Below are 16,710 nucleotides of genomic sequence, written 5' to 3' on the forward strand. Positions count from 1 at the left end.
TTCATCCCACCCGCACCAAGCCCCGCGGCACCAGATGCCGCGCGGCGAGTTCGTCGCGGACGAGGCCCGCGTACACCGTGGCGCCGTGCACCGAGGTGTGGGTGTTGTCCCGTTTCTCGTTGTAGAGGTACAGCGCCTTGGAGGCCTCGACGCCCAGGGACTCCACCAGCGCCTTCGTCTTCGCCGTGAGGTCGATCAGGGGGACGTCCTGGGCTGCGGCGACGGAGCGGATCACCGCGGGGTGGTTCACGCCCAGGCCGTTCACGAGCAGGGCCGTGTCGTTGTTCAGCGTGCCGTCGGCGTTGAACCAGCGGCGCACGATCGGGGTGACGAGGACCGGCCGGCCGCCCTTCTCCCGGACGCCGGCCACCAGCGTTTCGAGGTTCGCCCGGTACGTCGCCTCGTCGGTCGTCTTGTCGTTGTGGGCAAGTTGGATCAGGACCAGATCGCCGGGGCGGATCTGCGGCTGCACGGTGGCCCACAGTCGCGGGTTCCCCAGATAGGTGACCGTACTCTCCCCGGAATCCGCGTAGTTGGCGACGGACACGCCCTTGCGGAGGTACTGCGGGAGCTGCTGGCCCCAGCCGGAGTACGGGTCGCCAGGCTGGTCGCAGACCGTGGAGTCGCCGACGAGGAAGATCTGGCGGGCGTGCCGGGCCGGGGTGACCGAGATGTCGGCCAGGGCGGGGGCCGCGCCGCCGAGCTGGAGGTCCAGGCCGGGGGTGCCGTCGGGGCCGGTGGGTTCGCCCTCGGGGGTGCGGACGTTCACGGTGAAGCTGCGGGCGACGCGCTCACCTGCCGGGGCGGCCGTCTCGGGGAGCAGGGCGCGGCGGGTCTCGCCGGTGACGCTCGTACTCGACGCGGTCTCGCCGCCGAGGAGGACCCGCACGTCGTAGGTGCCGGGCGGGACGTCGAAGTGGCAGGCGGTGGCGGTGCAGTTGTCGATGCCGAGGGGGCGCTGTCCGCCGTACGCGTGGGCCGGTACGGCCGACAGGACCGGCAGGCCGGTGCTCACTGTCACCGCCGTCAGGACGGCGAGATTGAAACGTCTCATGCGTCTCATGCGTCTCATGCGTCGATTCCTCCACGGACGAACAAGGCCTGGCGGTGGACCGTACCGCGAAGTGCAAGCGCTTTCTAGGGCCCGGACTCATTTCACAAGATTGCCAACCCCCTGCCACCGAAAGCCCTTTCGCGAAATCGATTCAACTGTCACCCTCACTCTCACCCGCACCACCCCCACACCTCTCGAAGGAGGCACCCCCATGTCCGGATCCGCGAACAGACCGGTCCGACGCCGCACCTTCGTGCTCGGCACCGCGGCCGCCGCCGGGGCGGCAGCCGTGGCCGGACCCCTCGCCGGCTCCGCGTCCGCCGCGGCCTTCGGCTGGAGCGACGACGGCTCGAACTACGTCGTCGACACCGGCGCCAACCTCGTCTTCAAGGTCAGCAAGACCAACGGCGACCTGACCTCGCTGGTCTACCGCGGCACGGAGTACCAGGGCTACGGCGGCAAGAACTCGCACATCGAGTCCGGTCTCGGAACCTCGACCGTGAGGATCAGCCAGTCGGGCTCGACGATCCTGGTCTCGGTCGCGTACGGCACGCTGCGGCACTACTACGCGGCCCGCAGCGGCGAGAACAACATCTACCTGTGGACCAACCGGGCCGACACGTCGGTCGCGTCGACCCGCTTCATCCTGCGCGTCAAGGCGGGCCTGTTCCTCAACGACGAGCCCGACTCCTACACCTACGCGCCCACCACCGTCGAGGCCTCGGACGTGTTCGCGAAGTCCGACGGCCAGACCCGCTCCAAGCACTACTCGAAGCTGCGGGTCAGCGACTACAACTACGTCGGCTGGAGCGCGAGCGGCGTCGGCCTGTGGATCGTCCGCTCCAACCACGAGAAGGCCTCCGGCGGCCCCTTCTACCGCTCGCTGCTGCGCCACCAGAGCGCGGACGGCGGCGGTCTGTACGAGATCCTGCACTACGCGCAGAACCAGACCGAGAACGAGCGCTTCGGACTCCAGGGCCCCTACGTCATCGCCCTCACGGACGGCGGCGCCCCCTCCTCGTCGCTGTTCCCGGGGACGCTCACCACCTCCTGGGCGGACTCGCTCGGCATCGCGGGCTACGTCCCGGCGAGCGGCCGGGGCCGGGTCGCGGGCGTCGGCATCACCGGGCGGAACACGGCGTACCCGTACACCGTCGGGCTCGCCAACTCGGCGGCGCAGTACTGGGGTTCGGCCCGCTCCTCGGACGGCTACTTCTCCATCACGGGGATTCTGCCGGGGACGTACACGCTCACCGTCTTCAAGAGCGAACTCGCCGTGTACACCACCTCGGTGACCGTCACCGCGGGTGGCACGACGACCCTCAACTCGATCGCGATCCCGTCCACGAACGACCCGTCGGGCGCGAGCGCGATCTGGCGGATCAACGACTGGACGGGCACGCCGAGCGGCTTCAAGAACGCCGACCTGATGACGTACGCCCACCCGTCGGACGTCCGGGCCGCCGCCTGGACCGGCAACGTGGTGATCGGCAGCGGCAGCGAGACCTCGGCCTTCCCCTGCTACATATGGAAGGACGTCAACAGCGGTCTGCTGGTGTACTTCAGGCTGACAGCCGCCCAGGCCGCCGCCGCGCACACCCTGCGCATCGGCGTGACGACGGCCTACGCCAACGGCCGGCCGCAGGTCGTCGTCAACGACACCTGGACGTCGGCGATCCCCTCCCCGCCCACCCAGCCGAGCACCCGGTCCCTGACCAACGGGTCCTACCGGGGCAACAACCACACGTTCACCTACAGCGTCCCGGCGAGTGCTTGGCGCACGGACACCAGTCAGTACAACGTGCTGAAGATCAACGTGGTGAGCGGTTCGGGGTCGACCGGCTATCTCAGCGCGGGCACGGCGATCGACGCGATCGACCTGCTCGCCTGAGCCAGCGGCTGACGTAGCCTCAGGTTCCGCGCGTCCACTGCTGGTTGGTTCCTCCGTTGCAGGTGTAGGTGATGATCGCGGCGGAGTTGGCGGTGGACGCGCCGTTCACGTCCAGACACTCGCCGGTGGCGCGGGAGACGACGTTCACGTAGGAGCCGGTGGTGGTGAGCGACCACTGCTGGCTGGTCGAGGAGGCGTTGCAGTTCTCCTGGGTGACCGTGCTGGCGTTCTCCTGGACGCACAGGGAGCTGTGCCGGGTCTTCAACTGGTAGTAGCCGCTGCCGACGGACTTGAACCAGTACTTCTGGTTGGTGCCGCTGTTGCAGTCGTACTGCTTGATCTGGGCGCCCGCGAACTGCGACTGGCCGGTGACGTCGGCGCACCTGCCGCTGTGCCGCGCGACGAGCGTGTTGTACGTGGCGCTCGTCCCGCTGATCGATCCGGACGCCGTGTCGATGGTGACCTCCGGGGACCAGGACATGGACATCGAGGTCGAGGAGGGGAAGGTCAGCGGCAGCCAGACGTAGCGGGAGTCGTTGACGGTGCCGCCGAAGGAGTTGCCCCAGCGGTCGCCCAGGTAGAGGTACGAGGTGGTCGACGTGCCCTGCACGGGGAGGACGTACGCGGTCTGCGAGCCGTAGGTCGTGGAGTCGCCGACGTTCGTCATCGCGGTCCACGGGCCGGCGATGTTGGTGGCGGTGGCGTACTGCTGCTGGTTGGGGCTCCAGCCGGTGGCGCCCGACGTCAGCATGAAGTACACGCCGTTGCGCTTGAACAACGCCGGGGCTTCCCGGTGGCCGCCGTGCCAGGGGTCCGCGACCAGGGCGGCGATGCCGGTGTAGTCGCTGGTCAGGCGGTAGATCTGGAGGTCGTAGTTCTCGCGGGCGGCGGAGATCATGTAGCCGGTGCCGTCGGTGTCGACGAAGACCGTGATGTCCCGGGACATGTGCTGGCCGAGCGGGCGGAAGCTGCCCTGCCAGGTGTAGTTGCCGTCGACCGTGTCGGAGACGGCGACGGCGGCGCGGGCCTCGCTGTAGTCGGTGCCGTTCTCCTTGTGCATCCACATGACGAACTTGCCGGTGGAGGCGTTGTACATGACCTTCGGGCGCTCGATGTTGGCGGTGGCGAGCTCAGCGGCGCTCGACTGGGTCAGGACGTGGTTCCGGAACTCCCAGTTCTTCAGGTCGGTGGAGCGGTAGGCGTCCACGTACCGGAAGGTGTTGTCGGCGTTGCGGTTCTCGCCGAACCAGTAGTAGTAGGAACCGACCTTGAGGACACCGCCGCCGTGGGCGTGCACCGGGTTGCCCGAGGTGTCGGTGAACTGCGTGCCGGTGGTGACGGTCTGGGGTGCCGCCTGGGCGGGGCCTGCGGTGGCCAGGGCGGCGGCCAGGGCCAGACAGAGGGCGAGCAGAACCGCGTACGCACGTCTCATCTCACGCACTCTCCTTCACGGTCGCGGCGTTCGTGGTCGCCGCCGTGTCCGCCACGGGTATGCCGAGGTTCGGGGTGCCGTCCGGGTTCCAGCCCAGCTTCTGGATCCGGGTGTGGCGGTTGGGGTCGTTCAGGGGGTCGCCGACGATGTCCTTGTACTGGCGGGCGTGGTAGACGAGGACGTCGGTGCGGCCGTCCTCGGCGACGGTGAAGCAGTTGTGGCCGGGGCCGTACTGCTTGGTGGTGTCGTTGGTGGTGAAGACCGGGGTCGGGGACTTGGACCAGGCGGCCGGGTCCATGAGGTCGCTGTCGGCGTCGGCGGTGAGCATGCCGACGCAGTAGTGGTGGTCGGTCGCGGAGGCCGAGTACGTGAGGAAGATCCGGCCGTTGCGCTTGAGGACGTAGGGGCCCTCGTTGACCTTGTAGCCGATGCACTCCCAGTCGTACTCCGGTGTGGACAGGCGCACTTGAGGCCCGGCCAGCGTCCACGGGTTCGCCATCTCGGACAGGAACAGTCCGGTGTTGTTGTCCATCCCCGGCTCGTGCTGCGCCCAGCACAGGTAGCGGGTGCCGCGGTGGGTGAAGGTGGTGGCGTCGAGGGAGAAGGTCTCCCAGGCCGTCTTGACCTGGCCCTTCTCCACCCAGGTGCCCTTGAAGGGGTTGGGGTGGGAGTTCTCCAGCACCCAGATGCGGATTCGCCAGACGTCCTCGGCGGGCGCGGCGGCGAAGTAGATGTACCACTTGCCGCCGATGCGGTGGAGCTCCGGAGCCCAGATGTGCGCGCCCATGTCGCCGGTCGCGTGCGCCCGCCAGATGACCGACTCGTCGGCCGTGGACAGGCCGTTCAGGGTGCGGGAGCGGCGCAGGATGATGCGGTCGTACTCGGGGGCGGTGGCCGTGAAGTAGTAGAAGCCGTCGGTGTGCCGGTGGATGTGCGGGTCGGCGCGCTGCTGGACGAGGGGGTTCACGTAGGCGGCCGCCTTCCTGGGCGCGGCGGGGGCAGCGGCGTGGGCGACGCCGGGGACGGCCGAGGCGGCGGTCAGGGCGCCGGCGGCTACCGCGCCTTTCAACAGCAGTCTGCGACCGGGGACTTCGGGCAGATCGTGATCGCGGCTCATGCGGCCTGCCTCTCGGGGTGTGGGGTGTGGGGGTGCGAGGTGCGAGGGTCCGAGGTGTGGGAATGTTCGAGATTGTTCGGGATGACGAACAAGATCTGACATTACGAACGGCTGAAAGGTAAGGGTGAGTTACCAGGAGGTCAACGGGTCGGGCGAGACAGAGTGGAACGGAAAATTTCTGTTATCGGCTGCCCCCTCCGCCCGTCCCCGATGATGTGCGCAGCCTCACCCACACGACAGCAGCCGTCGCCGGCGCCCTCGCGGCGGTCGCCGCCCTCACCGTCACCGCTCCCCCCGCGGTGGCCGCCGGCCCGCGAGAGGTCACCGCCGACGTGCTCGCGGGCCGGGACGTGACGCTCAGCGGCGACACGGTGATCACAGTGCCATCGGGGACGACGACGTACGACGGTGTCTTCCGCGGCGAGGGCACACTCACCGTGCGCGGCACCGGGACCCTGATCCTGACCAAGGACAGCGACTTCGCGCTGCCGAGGTCCCGGCAGCGGCAGAACGTTCGGATCCAGGGCGGCAACCACCCGTACGTCACCACGACCGACCCCGATCCCCCGGCGATCACGGTCGAGCGCGGGGCGACCCTGCAGTACGGCAACGGCGGCAGTACCGGGCTGATCGGCCGCTTCCCGTACAACACCCCGGCGTTCCGGCTCAACCAGGACAACATCAAGGTCGACGGCACCCTGCGTCTGTCCCTGAGGAACGTCGACTACAACCTGGGCACCATCAGCGGCTCCGGGCTGATCACCCAGCCGCGGTTCCTCTGGGGCACCTGGGACCTGTCGGGCACCCACTCCTTCTCCGGGGTGATCGACAACGGCACGCAGGTGAACGCCGGACGCCCGGAGTTCGCGACGTCGCTGCCGAACATGCGCAAGATCCTCAACCAGGGCACGTACACCGTGGACACCCCGCTGGGGCAGACCGTCACCATGGGCATGGACTTCTACCAGCGCGAGTACGGCAGCGACATCAACGTCCAGTCCCGGCCCGGCAGCAAGGTGATCCTCACCGGGCAGTACAGCTGGTCGAACCAGGGCGGCGACACCGACCCCTCGCTCAGCGACCCTTCCCTGAACTGGACGCCCGCGCGCAAGAACGTCAACAAGCGCGGCACCAACATCAAGGGCGCGAACGTCCAGTGGGGCGACGGGACGACGAACAAGATCTTCATGCCCGGGACCGCCGAGACCGTCTACATCAACCTGTTGGCGGCCCGCTCCCGTTCGCTGCTGACCTTCGACTACAACGGGCCGGTGACCCTGGGTGCCCCCATCGGCGGCGGCCGGTTCCACGACACGCTCTCCGCGCCCGGCGCCGGGGACATCGTCATCAAGGGCACGAAGGGCAACGACGTCACCTTCGCCGCCGTCCAGTACTACGACGGCTCGACGACCGTCGAGAAGGGCGCCGTGCTGCGGCTGGGCAGCGGCAGGTCGGGCGGCGACGGCGGCCTCTACACCGGGGGCGGCCTCTACAAGGTCGTCAACAACGGCTCCCTGGTGCTGAACAACACGCGCAAGGCCCTGTCCCTGTCCCGGATCGGCGGCAGCGGGTCGCTCACCCAGTCGGGGGCCGCGACGACGACCCTGACGGGCGGCGCCATGACGTACACCGGACCGACGACGGTCAAGAAGGGCACCCTCGCGCTGCGCGACGGCGCGACGCTCGCCCGCAGCCGGGCGATCCGGCTCACGTCGGCGAAGTCGCGGCTGGACGTGGGCGCTTCGGGGCTGCGCGTGGGCGCGGGGAAGTCGCTGAGCGGCAAGGGCACGGTCAAGGGAGCGGTGACCAACGAGGGTGTGGTCGCGACCGGCCTCACCGTCTCCGGCGGCTACACGCAGTCCGCGAAGGGTGAACTGGTCCTGCGTGACGGGCCGTTGAAGGTGACGGGCGCGGTCCGGCTGGCCGGCGACCTGGACCTCGCGTCCGCGGCCACGGCGACCGAGCCCGCCCGGCGGATCACCGTCCTCGACCATCAGGGGCGGGCGAGGACCACCGGCGCCTTCACCGGCCTCAAGGAGGGCAAGAAGCTGGAGTTGGGCGACACCGCCTACCGGATCAGCTACCGGGGCGGCGACGGCAACGACGTCGTCCTCACCGCCGTCACCGCGACCCCCTCCCCCAGCTCCGACAGCCTCCGCTCGGCGGCCGACCCGGTCGCCTCCCCGGGCGCCCCCACCGCGAGCGCCGCGAGCGGCGGCCTCGGCTGGTGGCCGTACGTCCTGGCCTCTGGGCTGCTCGTCGGGCTCGCGGTGCCGGCGACGCGGCTCGGGCGGGGGCGCGGGCGACGCCGGGCTGGGCGGCACTCGGCATAGGGTCGGCCCTGGGCAGGACCTCTTCGGCAGCGGGGAGACGGGGTCATGGGCAGGAGACCGGGCAGCGAGGCGCGTCGTGCGGCCGTCGGCATCGGGGTGCCGGTGGTCGCCTTCGGGATCCCGGCGCTCTCCGAGCCGCCGGGCAGCGGGACGTGGCTCGTCGGCGGCGCCTGTGTGCTCGTCGGAGCTGCGCTCGTCCTCGGCGCGTGCGCGCTGCACATCCGTGACGCCCGCCGCCGGGCACACCGGACGCGCGGGGCGCGCGGGGCTGCCGATGGGGTCGCGCCGCCGACGTGACACCGGCGCCTCGCCCGGCCCGGCGGCCCGACCCCGTGCCCTCCTACACGGACGGCTTGACGGACGTCTCGACGGGCGCCTCGGCCGTCTCCCGCCGTCCGCGCAGCCACACGTACACCGGGATGCCGGCGAAGAGGAACAGCACGCCCTGGTAGACGGCCGCGTAACCGGCGCCCGCGATCAGCCAGAAGGAGAAGGCGAAGGAGAGGGCGGCGACGATCAGGTCGCGGACGAGGCCGGCCGGGCGGACGCGTTCACGGGTGCCCCGGGCCAGCCAGTACAGCTGGGCGGCGGCCGACAGGAGGTACGGGACGCAGCCGGTGAACGTCGTGATGAGGACGAGGACACGGAAGGTGGTGTCCGGGCCCGCCGTGTAGTTGAGGGCGATGAGGATCGTGCCGAGGACGGCCACCGCCCAGACGCCGAAGCCGGGCACCCCGCCCTTGCCGACCTTCGCGAACGGCGCCGGGAAGAGGCCGTCGCGGGCGGCGGCGTACGGCATCTGCGCGGCCAGCAGGATCCAGCCGTTGAGGCAGCCGGTGATCGAGGCGACGGCGACCAGGGCGATGGCGGTGCCGCCCCAGGTGCCGCCCGTGATCGCGTTCACGGCGTCGGCGAAGGGAGCGCCGGAGTCGACCAGCCTGTCGTGCGGGACGAGGCCGAAGACGGCGACCGTGCCGAGGATGTAGACGAGGGCGGAGGCGAGGGTGCCGAGCACGCTCGCGCGGCCGACGTTGCGCTCGGGGTTCTCGACCTCGCCCGCGCTGACCGCGGCCGACTCGACGCCGAGGAAGCTGTAGAGGAGCAGGGCGGCCGCGGCGGCGACCGCACCGGTCGTGCTGTCGCCGGAGGCGTTGAACGGGCCGAAGTTGTCGGCGTCGACGAAGAACAGGCCGATGGTGGCGACCAGGAGGAGGGGGACGAACTTCAGGACGGTGGAGACCACTTGGACCGTGCCGACCCAGCGGGTCCCGGCGAAGTTCGCGACGGCCGGCAGCCACAGCGCGGCGAGGGCGACGGCCGCCTGGAGGGCGTGACTGTCGTGCAGGGGGATCAGGACGTCGACGTACCCCACGACGGCGGTGGCGAGGGCGGCGATGCTGACCCAGCACATCGTCCAGTACGACCAGGCCGACAGGAAGCCCGCGAACTCACCGAACGCGTCGCGCGGGTACACGTACAGGCCGCCGGTGACCGGGCTGCGCCGGGCCAGCCGGCCGAAGAGCAGCGCGAGCAGTACGGCGGCCATGGACAGGATGACGAAGGCGAGCAGGCTGACCGTGCCGTACGGGGCGACGGCGGCGGGCAGGGCGAAGATGCCGCCGCCGATGATGTTGCCCATGACGAGGGCGGTGGCGGCGGCCAGGCCGAAGGAACGGCGGCGTGGGGCGGCCGGGTTCGCGTCGGGCTCGGTCGCCTCGGGCGTGCTGGGGGCGGTCATGGCGGTTCCCGGGGGATGGGGGTGAGCTGGGGAGAGCGTGATCGTATCCCGGTGTCCCACATAGTGGTCGGCCTGTTCATGGAGTGGACACAATCCGCGTGGCTTCCGGCTCCGGAGGGGCTACCGTCAACGACATGACCAGCACCATCACCCTCACCGAAGCCCTCGCCGCCGGGACCGTCGTGCTCGACGGCGGGATGTCCAACCAGCTCGAGTCCGCCGGGCACGACCTGAGCGACGAGCTGTGGTCGGCGCGGCTGCTCGCGGAGCGGCCCGAGGCGATCACGCAGGCGCATCTCGCGTACTTCGAGGCAGGGGCGGACGTGGCGATCACGTCCAGCTACCAGGCCACGTTCGAGGGGTTCGCGAAGCGGGGCATCGAGGCCGAGCGGGCGGCCGAACTGCTCGTGCTGAGCGTGGAGTTGGCGCGTGAGGCAGTGCGGCAGGCACAGGCCGGGGGCGTCACGCGGCCGCTGTGGGTGGCCGCGTCGGTCGGGCCGTACGGGGCGATGCTGGCGGACGGCTCCGAGTACCGGGGGCGGTACGGGCTGAGCGTGGACGAGCTGGAGCGCTTCCACCGGCCCCGCCTGGAGGTGCTCGCCGGCGCCCGTCCCGACGTGCTGGCGCTGGAGACGGTCCCCGACGCCGACGAGGCCCGGGCGCTGCTGCGGGCGGTGCGCGGGCTGGGCGTCCCGGCCTGGCTGTCGTACTCCGTCGCCGGTGACCGTACCCGCGCCGGGCAGCCGTTGGAGGAGGCCTTCGCCCTGGCCGCCGAGGCCGACGAGGTGATCGCGGTCGGCGTGAACTGCTGCGCGCCCGAGGACGTCGAGGCCGCCGTCGAGACCGCCGCCCGCGTCACGGGCAAGCCGGTCGTCGTCTACCCCAACAGCGGCGAGGCCTGGAACGCCGAGGCCCGCGCCTGGGACGGACGCTCCAGCTTCGCCGCCGAGCAGGTGCGGGGGTGGCGGGAGTCCGGGGCACGGCTGATCGGGGGGTGCTGCCGGGTGGGGCCGGAGGCGATCGGTTCCATCGCGCGTACGTTGGCGGAGGCGCGGTAGCCCGGCGGGGCACGCGCCGCTCGCCGTCGGCCCGCACGCCGAGGGCGTGCGTGGGCACCAAGGACGGCGCCGAAATCCTGGTCCGCGCCCGGCGCGAGGTCGTCCTGCGTGCGGGCGCCGTCGACTCGCCCCGCCCGCTGCTGCCCTCCAACATCGGCCCCAAGGCCGAGGCGCTCGGTATCCCCGTCGTGCACGACCTGCCGGGCGTCGGCGAGAACCGCCCGAGCCACGTCGGTTTCCGGTCACCGCGGGCCGCCGTCGCCGCCGTCCTCGAACAGTGATCGGTTACGCTGGCCGCGCCGCCGCGAGGCGATCACCGGCCGGCCCCTGGGCCCCGGATCGCCCGGCGAGAATCACCGGCACCTGCCTCAGGCAACGCGACGTGCCCGTCCGCCCGTCTCGTAGGACGCATGTGTCGCGAGCGCACGAAGGAGACAGCGATGGGGGACCGAACACCCGACACCGACGTCCTTGACCAGGACGACCCGTCGGCGGAACGCTCCGGCGACGATCACGGTTCGGGCCCGGATTCGGCCGAGCAGGACAACGTGCGGCCGTCCGGGGAGGAGACGGCGGCACCGGGGTCGGCGGAAGCGGCGAAATCGACGGAACCGGTAGAGGAGCCGGGGTCGGAGGCGGAGCCCGAAACGCCGACGGCGGTGGAGGGGCCGGAGACGCCGACGGCGGTGGAGGAGACGGAGACTCCGGGAGAGACGGAGACGCCGGACGAGGCGCGGAAGCCGGATGAACCGGAGGACGCCACCGACGCACCGGCAGAGGAACCGGCCGAGGCCGAGGACATCGCCGACACGCCGGAAGAGCCCAACGCGCCCAAGGCGTTGGAGGGATCGGAGGGCGCAGAGGGGCTGGAGACGCCCGAGGGGACGCAGAAGCCGGACCAGCCGGAGGACGCTGCTGACGCACCGGCAGAGGAACCCGCCGAGCCCAAGGACACCGCCGACACATCAGGACAGGAACCGGCCGAACCGAAGGACGCCGTCGCCGAACCGGCTGAGGAAGCCGATGAGGGCGACGCGCCCGCCGACGTCCCGGCTCAGGACGCCGGGTCCCTCCCCGAGGAGGCCTCGGACGCCGAGGACGACGGCACGGCATCGGACGAGAACACCGAGACGCCCGCCGACGCGACGACCGCGGACGACGACACCGCACCGGACGAGGGCACCGACGCGGCTGCCGGGGACGACGGCGACGCATCGGACACGGCCTCCGACACGGGCGCCGACGCGACGATCGACGTGACCGGCGAGGGCGACGACACCGCACCGGCCCCGAACACCGACGCACCCACCGAGGACGAACCCGAGGAAGCCTCCGACGCGGCGGAGCCCGAGGAAGCCCCGGGAGCGAAGTCGCCCGAGGAACCCGCCGTCCCCGAGGGCTCCGAGAGCACCCGCACCCTGGCGTTGCGGCCCCCGGAGGCCTCCGCGGCCGAAGTCGACAGGACGATGGCGATCAGCGTCGCCGACCTGCCGAGCGCCGAGCCGCAGGACGCGCAGCCGCAGCCCGCCCCCACCCCGATCGACCTGCTCGCGCAGCTCACCAACACCCCGCCGCCCCCGGCCACTCCCCTGCGCACGACCCTCCGCAGGGTCAAGATCTGGTCGCCTCTCGTGGCGCTGCTCGCGCTGGTCTTCCTCGTCGTCCAGCTGCTGCGCCCGCTCCCCGACCCGACCCTCGCCCTCGACCGGAGCGCCTCCTCCTTCACCATCGGCGGGGACGCGTTCACCATGCCGTGGCCCGAGGAGGGGCAGGCAGCGGTCATGGTCGTGGGGTCGGGCACCATCGGGACGTTCGGGGAGCAGAAGCCCGTCCCGACGGCGAGTGTCGCCAAGATCATGACGGCGTACGTGCTGCTGCGCGAGCACCCCCTCAAGAAGGACGAGCCCGGTCCGGACGTCACCGTCGACGCCCGGACCGTGGAGGAGGGCAAGTCGAAGGACGAGTCGCGCATCGAGGGGCTGCGGGCCGGCCGGACGTACAGCCTCCAGGACATGCTGAAGATGCTGATGATCCCGTCGGGCAACAACGTGGCCCGGCTGCTGGCCCGGTGGAACACGGAGAGCGAGGACGAGACCGCGTTCGTCCGGAAGATGAACGCCGCGGCCAAGTCGCTCGGCATGACGAACACGACGTACACCGACCCCAGCGGCCTGGACAAGGGCACCGTCAGCACGGCCGTCGACCAGCTCAAGCTGGCCGAGGCGGTCATGAGGTTCGAGTCCTTCCGCGCGGTCGTCGCGATGCCCAACGCCGACATCCCCGAGGTCGGGCGCATCTACAACAACAACGACCTGCTCATGTCCGGGCTGAGCGTCAGGGGCATCAAGACCGGCTCCAACACCGCAGCGGGCGGCACGCTGTCCTGGGCGGCGTACCGGACCGTGGACGGCGAGGACCGGCTGATCCTGGGCTCGTTGATGGACCAGCACGCCCCGCCGCCGGACCCCAGCGGTACGACCAGCCTGAAGTTGGTGCAGGACAACAGCGAGAAGATCATCAAGGCGGTCCGGGAGGCGCTCACCTCGGCGACGGCGGTGAAGAAGGGCCAGGTCGTCGGGTATGTCGACGACGGTCTCGGAGGCCGTACGCCGTTGGTGGCCACGAAGGACCTGAAGGTGGTCGGGACACCGGGGCAGAAGCTGACGCTCACCCTCCGCGACGGGGGCAAGGACCTCACCGGCGGGACGAAGGCCGGGACCGTGGTCGGCGAGCTGGCGGTGGGCGGCGGTGCGGGGGCACAACGCGTGCCCGTGGCGCTGCGGTCGGAGCTTCAGGAGCCGTCTGTCGGGGCGAAGCTGACTCGCCTCGGGTGAGCGGAGCGGGTGCCGTCGGACGCCGGTTCCGCGGGGACGGATGCGCCCACGGCGGAACCGGCGGGACCTACGGAACCGGCGGGACCCTCGGAACCGGCGGAGCCCACGGCACCCGCGGCCCCGCAGACCCGGCCGCCCCGGCCGCCCGCAGTCAAGTCAGCGCGGCGGCGACATGTTCCGTGGCCTCGGCGATCACGGCCTCACTAGGCGGGGCCTCACGTTCCGAGCGCTCGGACATGAAGGCCAGCACGAGGGGCGCGGAGCGGGGCGGCCACACGACGGCGGTGTCGTTGGCCCGGCCGTAGGTGCCGGTTCCGGTCTTGTCGGCGACCCGCCAGCCCTTGGGCAGGCCGGCCCGGATGCGGTTGCCGCCGGTGGTGTTGCGGACGAGAAGGTCGGTGAGCAGGGCGCGCCTGTCGGTGGCGAGCGCGTCGCCGAGAACGATTCCGCGGTAGTCGGCGGCGATCGCGCGGGGCGTGGTGGTGTCGTTCGGGTCCCCGGGGCGAGCCCGGTGGAGTTCGGGCTCGTAGTGGTCGAGGCGGCTGACGGTGTCGCCGAGTTCGCGCAGGTAGGCGGTCAGCCGCCGCGGGCCGCCGAGGTCGCGCAGCAGCAGGTTGGCGGCCGTTCCGTCGCTGTGCCGGACGGCGGCGTCGCACAGCTGACGGATCGTCATGCCCCGGTCGACGTTCTTCCGGGTGACGGGCGAGATGGAGTTGATGTCGTTCCAGCCGTAGGTGACGCGCGTGTCCAGGTGGCTGAGCGGGTTGCCGTCGAGGACGGCGGCGACGGCGAGGGCCTTGAACGTGGAGCAGAACGCGAAGCGTTCGTCCGCCCGGTGGGCGACCGTCGTGCCCGTACCGGTATGCAGGGCGTACACGCCGAGCCGGGCGTCATGCTTGCGTTCAGCAGGACCGCCGCGGTGAGGAGGGCACGGCGGGACGGGCCGGAGTGCTCTGGGGTCATGCGGTGGTACCTGCTTTCGAGAACCGAGGCGTACCCTGCCGCGGCCGGCACGGCCGGTGCCCGAAGGGGGGTGGTGACGGCTCCCTTTCCCCTCGCGGGCAGGGGCCGTCGTGGCATCGGGCACCGGCTGCTCACTTCAGCAGGACGGCCTCCATCACGTCCCGCGCGATGGGTCCGGCCAGGCTGCCGCCGGAGATGTCCTCACGCGAGATGTCCATGTCGGTCGGGTCGATGAAGACGGCCACCGCGACGGACTCGCCGTCGGGCTTCATGCCGTACGAGACGAACCAGCCGTAGGGAACCTGGTCGCGTACGTTCACACCGCGCTGGGCCGTTCCGGTCTTGCCGCCCACCGTGATGCCGTCGATGAGGGCCCTCTTGGCGCTTCCCTCCTTGGCGGTGTGCTCCATCATCTCCCGGACCTTCTCGGCCGTGGATTCGGAGACGGCCTGGCTCATGACCTGGGGCTCGCTCTTCTCCAGGGGGTTCAGATCGGGGGAGCGCAACTCGTCGACGACGTAGGGCTGCATCACCTTGCCGTCGTTGACCAGCGCCGCCGTCACCATGGCCATCTGCATCGGGGTGCTGGTGAGGCTGCCCTGGCCCATGCCGGTCAGTGCGGTGCCGGGCTTGTCCAGGTCCTCGGGGTAGAGGCTCTTGGTGGCCCGCAGGTCGCCGAAATCGGCCGCGTAGACGTCTTCGTTGAACCCGAACTTCTCCGCTGTCTCGCGCATCTTGTCCGAGCCCACCTTCACGGCCGCGTCGAGGAAGACGTTGTTGCAGGAGTACTGCATGGCGGTCTTCATCGATGCCTTGTTGCAGACGGCGTCGCCGGCCTGGCTGCCGATCCTGTTGGTCGACTGCGGCAGGAGGTACGGCGAGGCCGCGTCCGAGGCGGCGTCGACGTCCGTCACCACGCCGTGCTCGAGCGCCGCGGCGGCGGTGAGGATCTTGAAGGTCGAACCGGGCGGGAACGTCTCGCGCAGCGCGCGATTGGCCAGCGGCTTGGCCTTCTCGGCGCCGAGCGCCCGGAACCTGTCGCTCTCCTTGAGGGAGTTGCCGGTGAACGACGCGGGGTCGTAGGACGGTGTCGAGACGAGGGCGAGCACCTTCCCCGTCCTCGGGTCCAGGGCCACCACCGAGCCGCGGGCGTCGAGGTCCGTCAGGCCCTTGTACCCGGCCTCCTGCGCCTTGGGGTCGATCGTCGTGATGACGTCCCCGCCGCGCCGTTCCTTTCCGGTGACGACGTCCGTGAAGCGCTCGAACGCCAGCCGGTCGTCCTGGCCGCTGAGCACGCTGTCGTACGTGCTCTCCAGGAAGGTCATGCCCATGGCCTGGGAGGCGTATCCGGTGACCGGCGCGTACATGGGCCCGTTCTTGTACGTGCGCTCGAACTTCAGGTCCGACCCCTCGACCTCCACCGAGCCCGTGATCGATCTCGCGCCCACGATGATGTCGCCGCGCGGTACCGAGTACTGGTTGATCAGTACGCGTCGATTGTTGTCGTCGGTGGCGAGCTCGTCCGCCTCCAGGTACTGGAGCCAGTTGGCCCGAATCAGCAGCGCAAGCATCAGGATCCCGCAGAAGATGGCTATGCGTCTCAGTGGCTTGTTCACGCGGCCGTACCTCCGGCGACCGGTATTCGTCCCGCCGCCCGGGAGACACGGTCGACTGGCCGATGCCCTCGTGTCAGCAGTGACAGGGCATGAGTCGGATTACAAAGAACCATGCCTGCACCATAGTTGAGCGAGTTGCCGGGTTCCCGGATCACGGATCAGGTCGTCGCGGCACGTCGCGCGGTGGGACACCTGCCGGAGAGCCGCTCGCACAGGACTCGTCCCCGCCCTTCACCCGCTGCTAGCCTCCGGGTCGGGAACCGGTTGCCATCGTGTTGCCGGGTGGGTTCCCCAGGGGGTGGGCGAGGGTGCCCGGGAGAGGGACGAGGCAGGGATGACCAGGAAGAGCGAGGACGCGGGACGCAGCACGATCCGGGATGTGGCGGCCCGCGCGGGGGTGTCCGCGTCGACCGTCTCGCGCGTGCTCGGCGGGGTGTATCCGGTGAGTTCGGCGACGCGGACGCGCGTGATGCGGGCGGTCCGTGACCTGGACTACGTCGCCGACGCGCGTGCCAAGGCGGTCGCCGGGGTCGGCACACCGACGCTGGCGTTCGTGCTGGAGGACATCACCGGGCCGTCGTTCGCGCACATGGCGCACGGGGTGGAGCGGGAGGCCCGCCGGCTCGGCCATCTGTGCCTGGTGTGCACGACGGAGGGCGACGTCCAGCACGAGG

12 protein-coding genes and 1 pseudogene are annotated in these 16,710 nt (G+C 70.8%); 7 read left to right on the forward strand and 6 right to left on the reverse strand.

The window, feature by feature from the left end:
* Position 1: 1 nt before the first annotated feature.
* A complete protein-coding gene (locus ABD932_RS12475) occupies positions 2 to 1,054 on the reverse strand; it encodes a rhamnogalacturonan acetylesterase (protein WP_345011769.1) in 1,053 nt (350 codons plus the stop codon).
* Positions 1,055 to 1,265: 211 nt separating this feature from the next.
* On the opposite strand from ABD932_RS12475, the gene ABD932_RS12480 reads away from it, so the two are divergent.
* Positions 1,266 to 2,945 carry a rhamnogalacturonan lyase B N-terminal domain-containing protein gene (locus tag ABD932_RS12480; protein ID WP_345011771.1) on the forward strand — a complete coding sequence of 560 codons (1,680 nt, stop codon included), beginning with the start codon at positions 1,266 to 1,268 and terminating at the stop codon, positions 2,943 to 2,945.
* Between the two features lie 19 nt (positions 2,946 to 2,964).
* Here the strand turns inward: ABD932_RS12480 and ABD932_RS12485 are convergent, their stop codons facing one another.
* Both ABD932_RS12485 and ABD932_RS12490 read right to left on the reverse strand, forming a co-directional pair.
* Positions 2,965 to 4,377, reverse strand: a complete 1,413-nt coding sequence (locus ABD932_RS12485; protein WP_345011773.1) for an RICIN domain-containing protein — start codon at positions 4,375 to 4,377, stop codon at positions 2,965 to 2,967.
* Position 4,378: 1 nt separating this feature from the next.
* Positions 4,379 to 5,494 carry a glycoside hydrolase family 43 protein gene (locus ABD932_RS12490; protein WP_345011775.1) on the reverse strand — a complete coding sequence of 372 codons (1,116 nt, stop codon included), beginning with the start codon at positions 5,492 to 5,494 and terminating at the stop codon, positions 4,379 to 4,381.
* A 215-nt stretch (positions 5,495 to 5,709) separates the two neighbouring features.
* Here ABD932_RS12490 and ABD932_RS12495 point away from each other — a divergent pair, with 215 nt between their 5' ends.
* Positions 5,710 to 7,827, forward strand: a complete 2,118-nt coding sequence (locus ABD932_RS12495; RefSeq protein WP_345011777.1) for an autotransporter-associated beta strand repeat-containing protein — start codon at positions 5,710 to 5,712, stop codon at positions 7,825 to 7,827.
* Between the two features lie 45 nt (positions 7,828 to 7,872).
* The gene (locus tag ABD932_RS12500; RefSeq protein WP_345011779.1) at positions 7,873 to 8,124 is read left to right on the forward strand and encodes a hypothetical protein; all 252 of its coding nucleotides are present in this window, start codon (positions 7,873 to 7,875) and stop codon (positions 8,122 to 8,124) included.
* A 43-nt stretch (positions 8,125 to 8,167) separates the two neighbouring features.
* Here ABD932_RS12500 and ABD932_RS12505 read toward each other — a convergent pair whose 3' ends face one another.
* On the reverse strand, positions 8,168 to 9,565 hold the full coding sequence (locus ABD932_RS12505; protein ID WP_345011781.1) for an amino acid permease: 1,398 nt from the start codon (positions 9,563 to 9,565) through the stop codon (positions 8,168 to 8,170).
* 134 nt (positions 9,566 to 9,699) lie between these two features.
* On the opposite strand from ABD932_RS12505, the gene mmuM reads away from it, so the two are divergent.
* The 3 genes and pseudogenes from mmuM to ABD932_RS12520 all read left to right on the forward strand — a co-directional run bounded on the left by mmuM (position 9,700) and on the right by ABD932_RS12520 (position 13,457).
* A complete protein-coding gene (gene mmuM, locus ABD932_RS12510) occupies positions 9,700 to 10,623 on the forward strand; it encodes a homocysteine S-methyltransferase (protein ID WP_345011784.1) in 924 nt (307 codons plus the stop codon).
* 28 nt (positions 10,624 to 10,651) lie between these two features.
* Positions 10,652 to 10,853, forward strand: a pseudogene (locus ABD932_RS12515) (GMC family oxidoreductase N-terminal domain-containing protein); the annotation flags it as partial.
* Positions 10,854 to 11,063: 210 nt separating this feature from the next.
* On the forward strand, positions 11,064 to 13,457 hold the full coding sequence (locus ABD932_RS12520; protein WP_345011786.1) for a serine hydrolase: 2,394 nt from the start codon (positions 11,064 to 11,066) through the stop codon (positions 13,455 to 13,457).
* Between the two features lie 151 nt (positions 13,458 to 13,608).
* Here the strand turns inward: ABD932_RS12520 and bla are convergent, their stop codons facing one another.
* The gene (bla, locus tag ABD932_RS12525) at positions 13,609 to 14,544 is read right to left on the reverse strand and encodes a class A beta-lactamase (RefSeq protein ID WP_345011788.1); all 936 of its coding nucleotides are present in this window, start codon (positions 14,542 to 14,544) and stop codon (positions 13,609 to 13,611) included.
* Between the two features lie 7 nt (positions 14,545 to 14,551).
* Entirely contained in the window at positions 14,552 to 16,036 is a 1,485-nt protein-coding gene (locus ABD932_RS12530; RefSeq protein ID WP_345011790.1) for a peptidoglycan D,D-transpeptidase FtsI family protein, read from the reverse strand.
* Positions 16,037 to 16,370: 334 nt separating this feature from the next.
* On the opposite strand from ABD932_RS12530, the gene ABD932_RS12535 reads away from it, so the two are divergent.
* Positions 16,371 to 16,710 (forward strand): LacI family DNA-binding transcriptional regulator (locus tag ABD932_RS12535; RefSeq protein ID WP_345011792.1); only part of this gene is annotated, 340 nt, incomplete at its 3' end.

This window comes from Streptomyces shaanxiensis (assembly GCF_039537145.1).
GTDB lineage: Bacteria > Actinomycetota > Actinomycetes > Streptomycetales > Streptomycetaceae > Streptomyces > Streptomyces shaanxiensis.

Bases quoted from the DNA above. Each gene is read 5' to 3' on its own strand.
- ABD932_RS12475 (WP_345011769.1), bottom strand. From the start codon at position 1,054: ATGAGACGTTTCAATCTCGCCGTCCTGACGGCGGTGACAGTGAGCACC.
- ABD932_RS12480 (WP_345011771.1), top strand. From the start codon at position 1,266: ATGTCCGGATCCGCGAACAGACCGGTCCGACGCCGCACCTTCGTGCTC.
- ABD932_RS12485 (WP_345011773.1), bottom strand. From the start codon at position 4,377: ATGAGACGTGCGTACGCGGTTCTGCTCGCCCTCTGTCTGGCCCTGGCC.
- ABD932_RS12490 (WP_345011775.1), bottom strand. From the start codon at position 5,494: ATGAGCCGCGATCACGATCTGCCCGAAGTCCCCGGTCGCAGACTGCTG.
- ABD932_RS12500 (WP_345011779.1), top strand. From the start codon at position 7,873: ATGGGCAGGAGACCGGGCAGCGAGGCGCGTCGTGCGGCCGTCGGCATC.
- ABD932_RS12505 (WP_345011781.1), bottom strand. From the start codon at position 9,565: ATGACCGCCCCCAGCACGCCCGAGGCGACCGAGCCCGACGCGAACCCG.
- mmuM (WP_345011784.1), top strand. From the start codon at position 9,700: ATGACCAGCACCATCACCCTCACCGAAGCCCTCGCCGCCGGGACCGTC.
- ABD932_RS12520 (WP_345011786.1), top strand. From the start codon at position 11,064: ATGGGGGACCGAACACCCGACACCGACGTCCTTGACCAGGACGACCCG.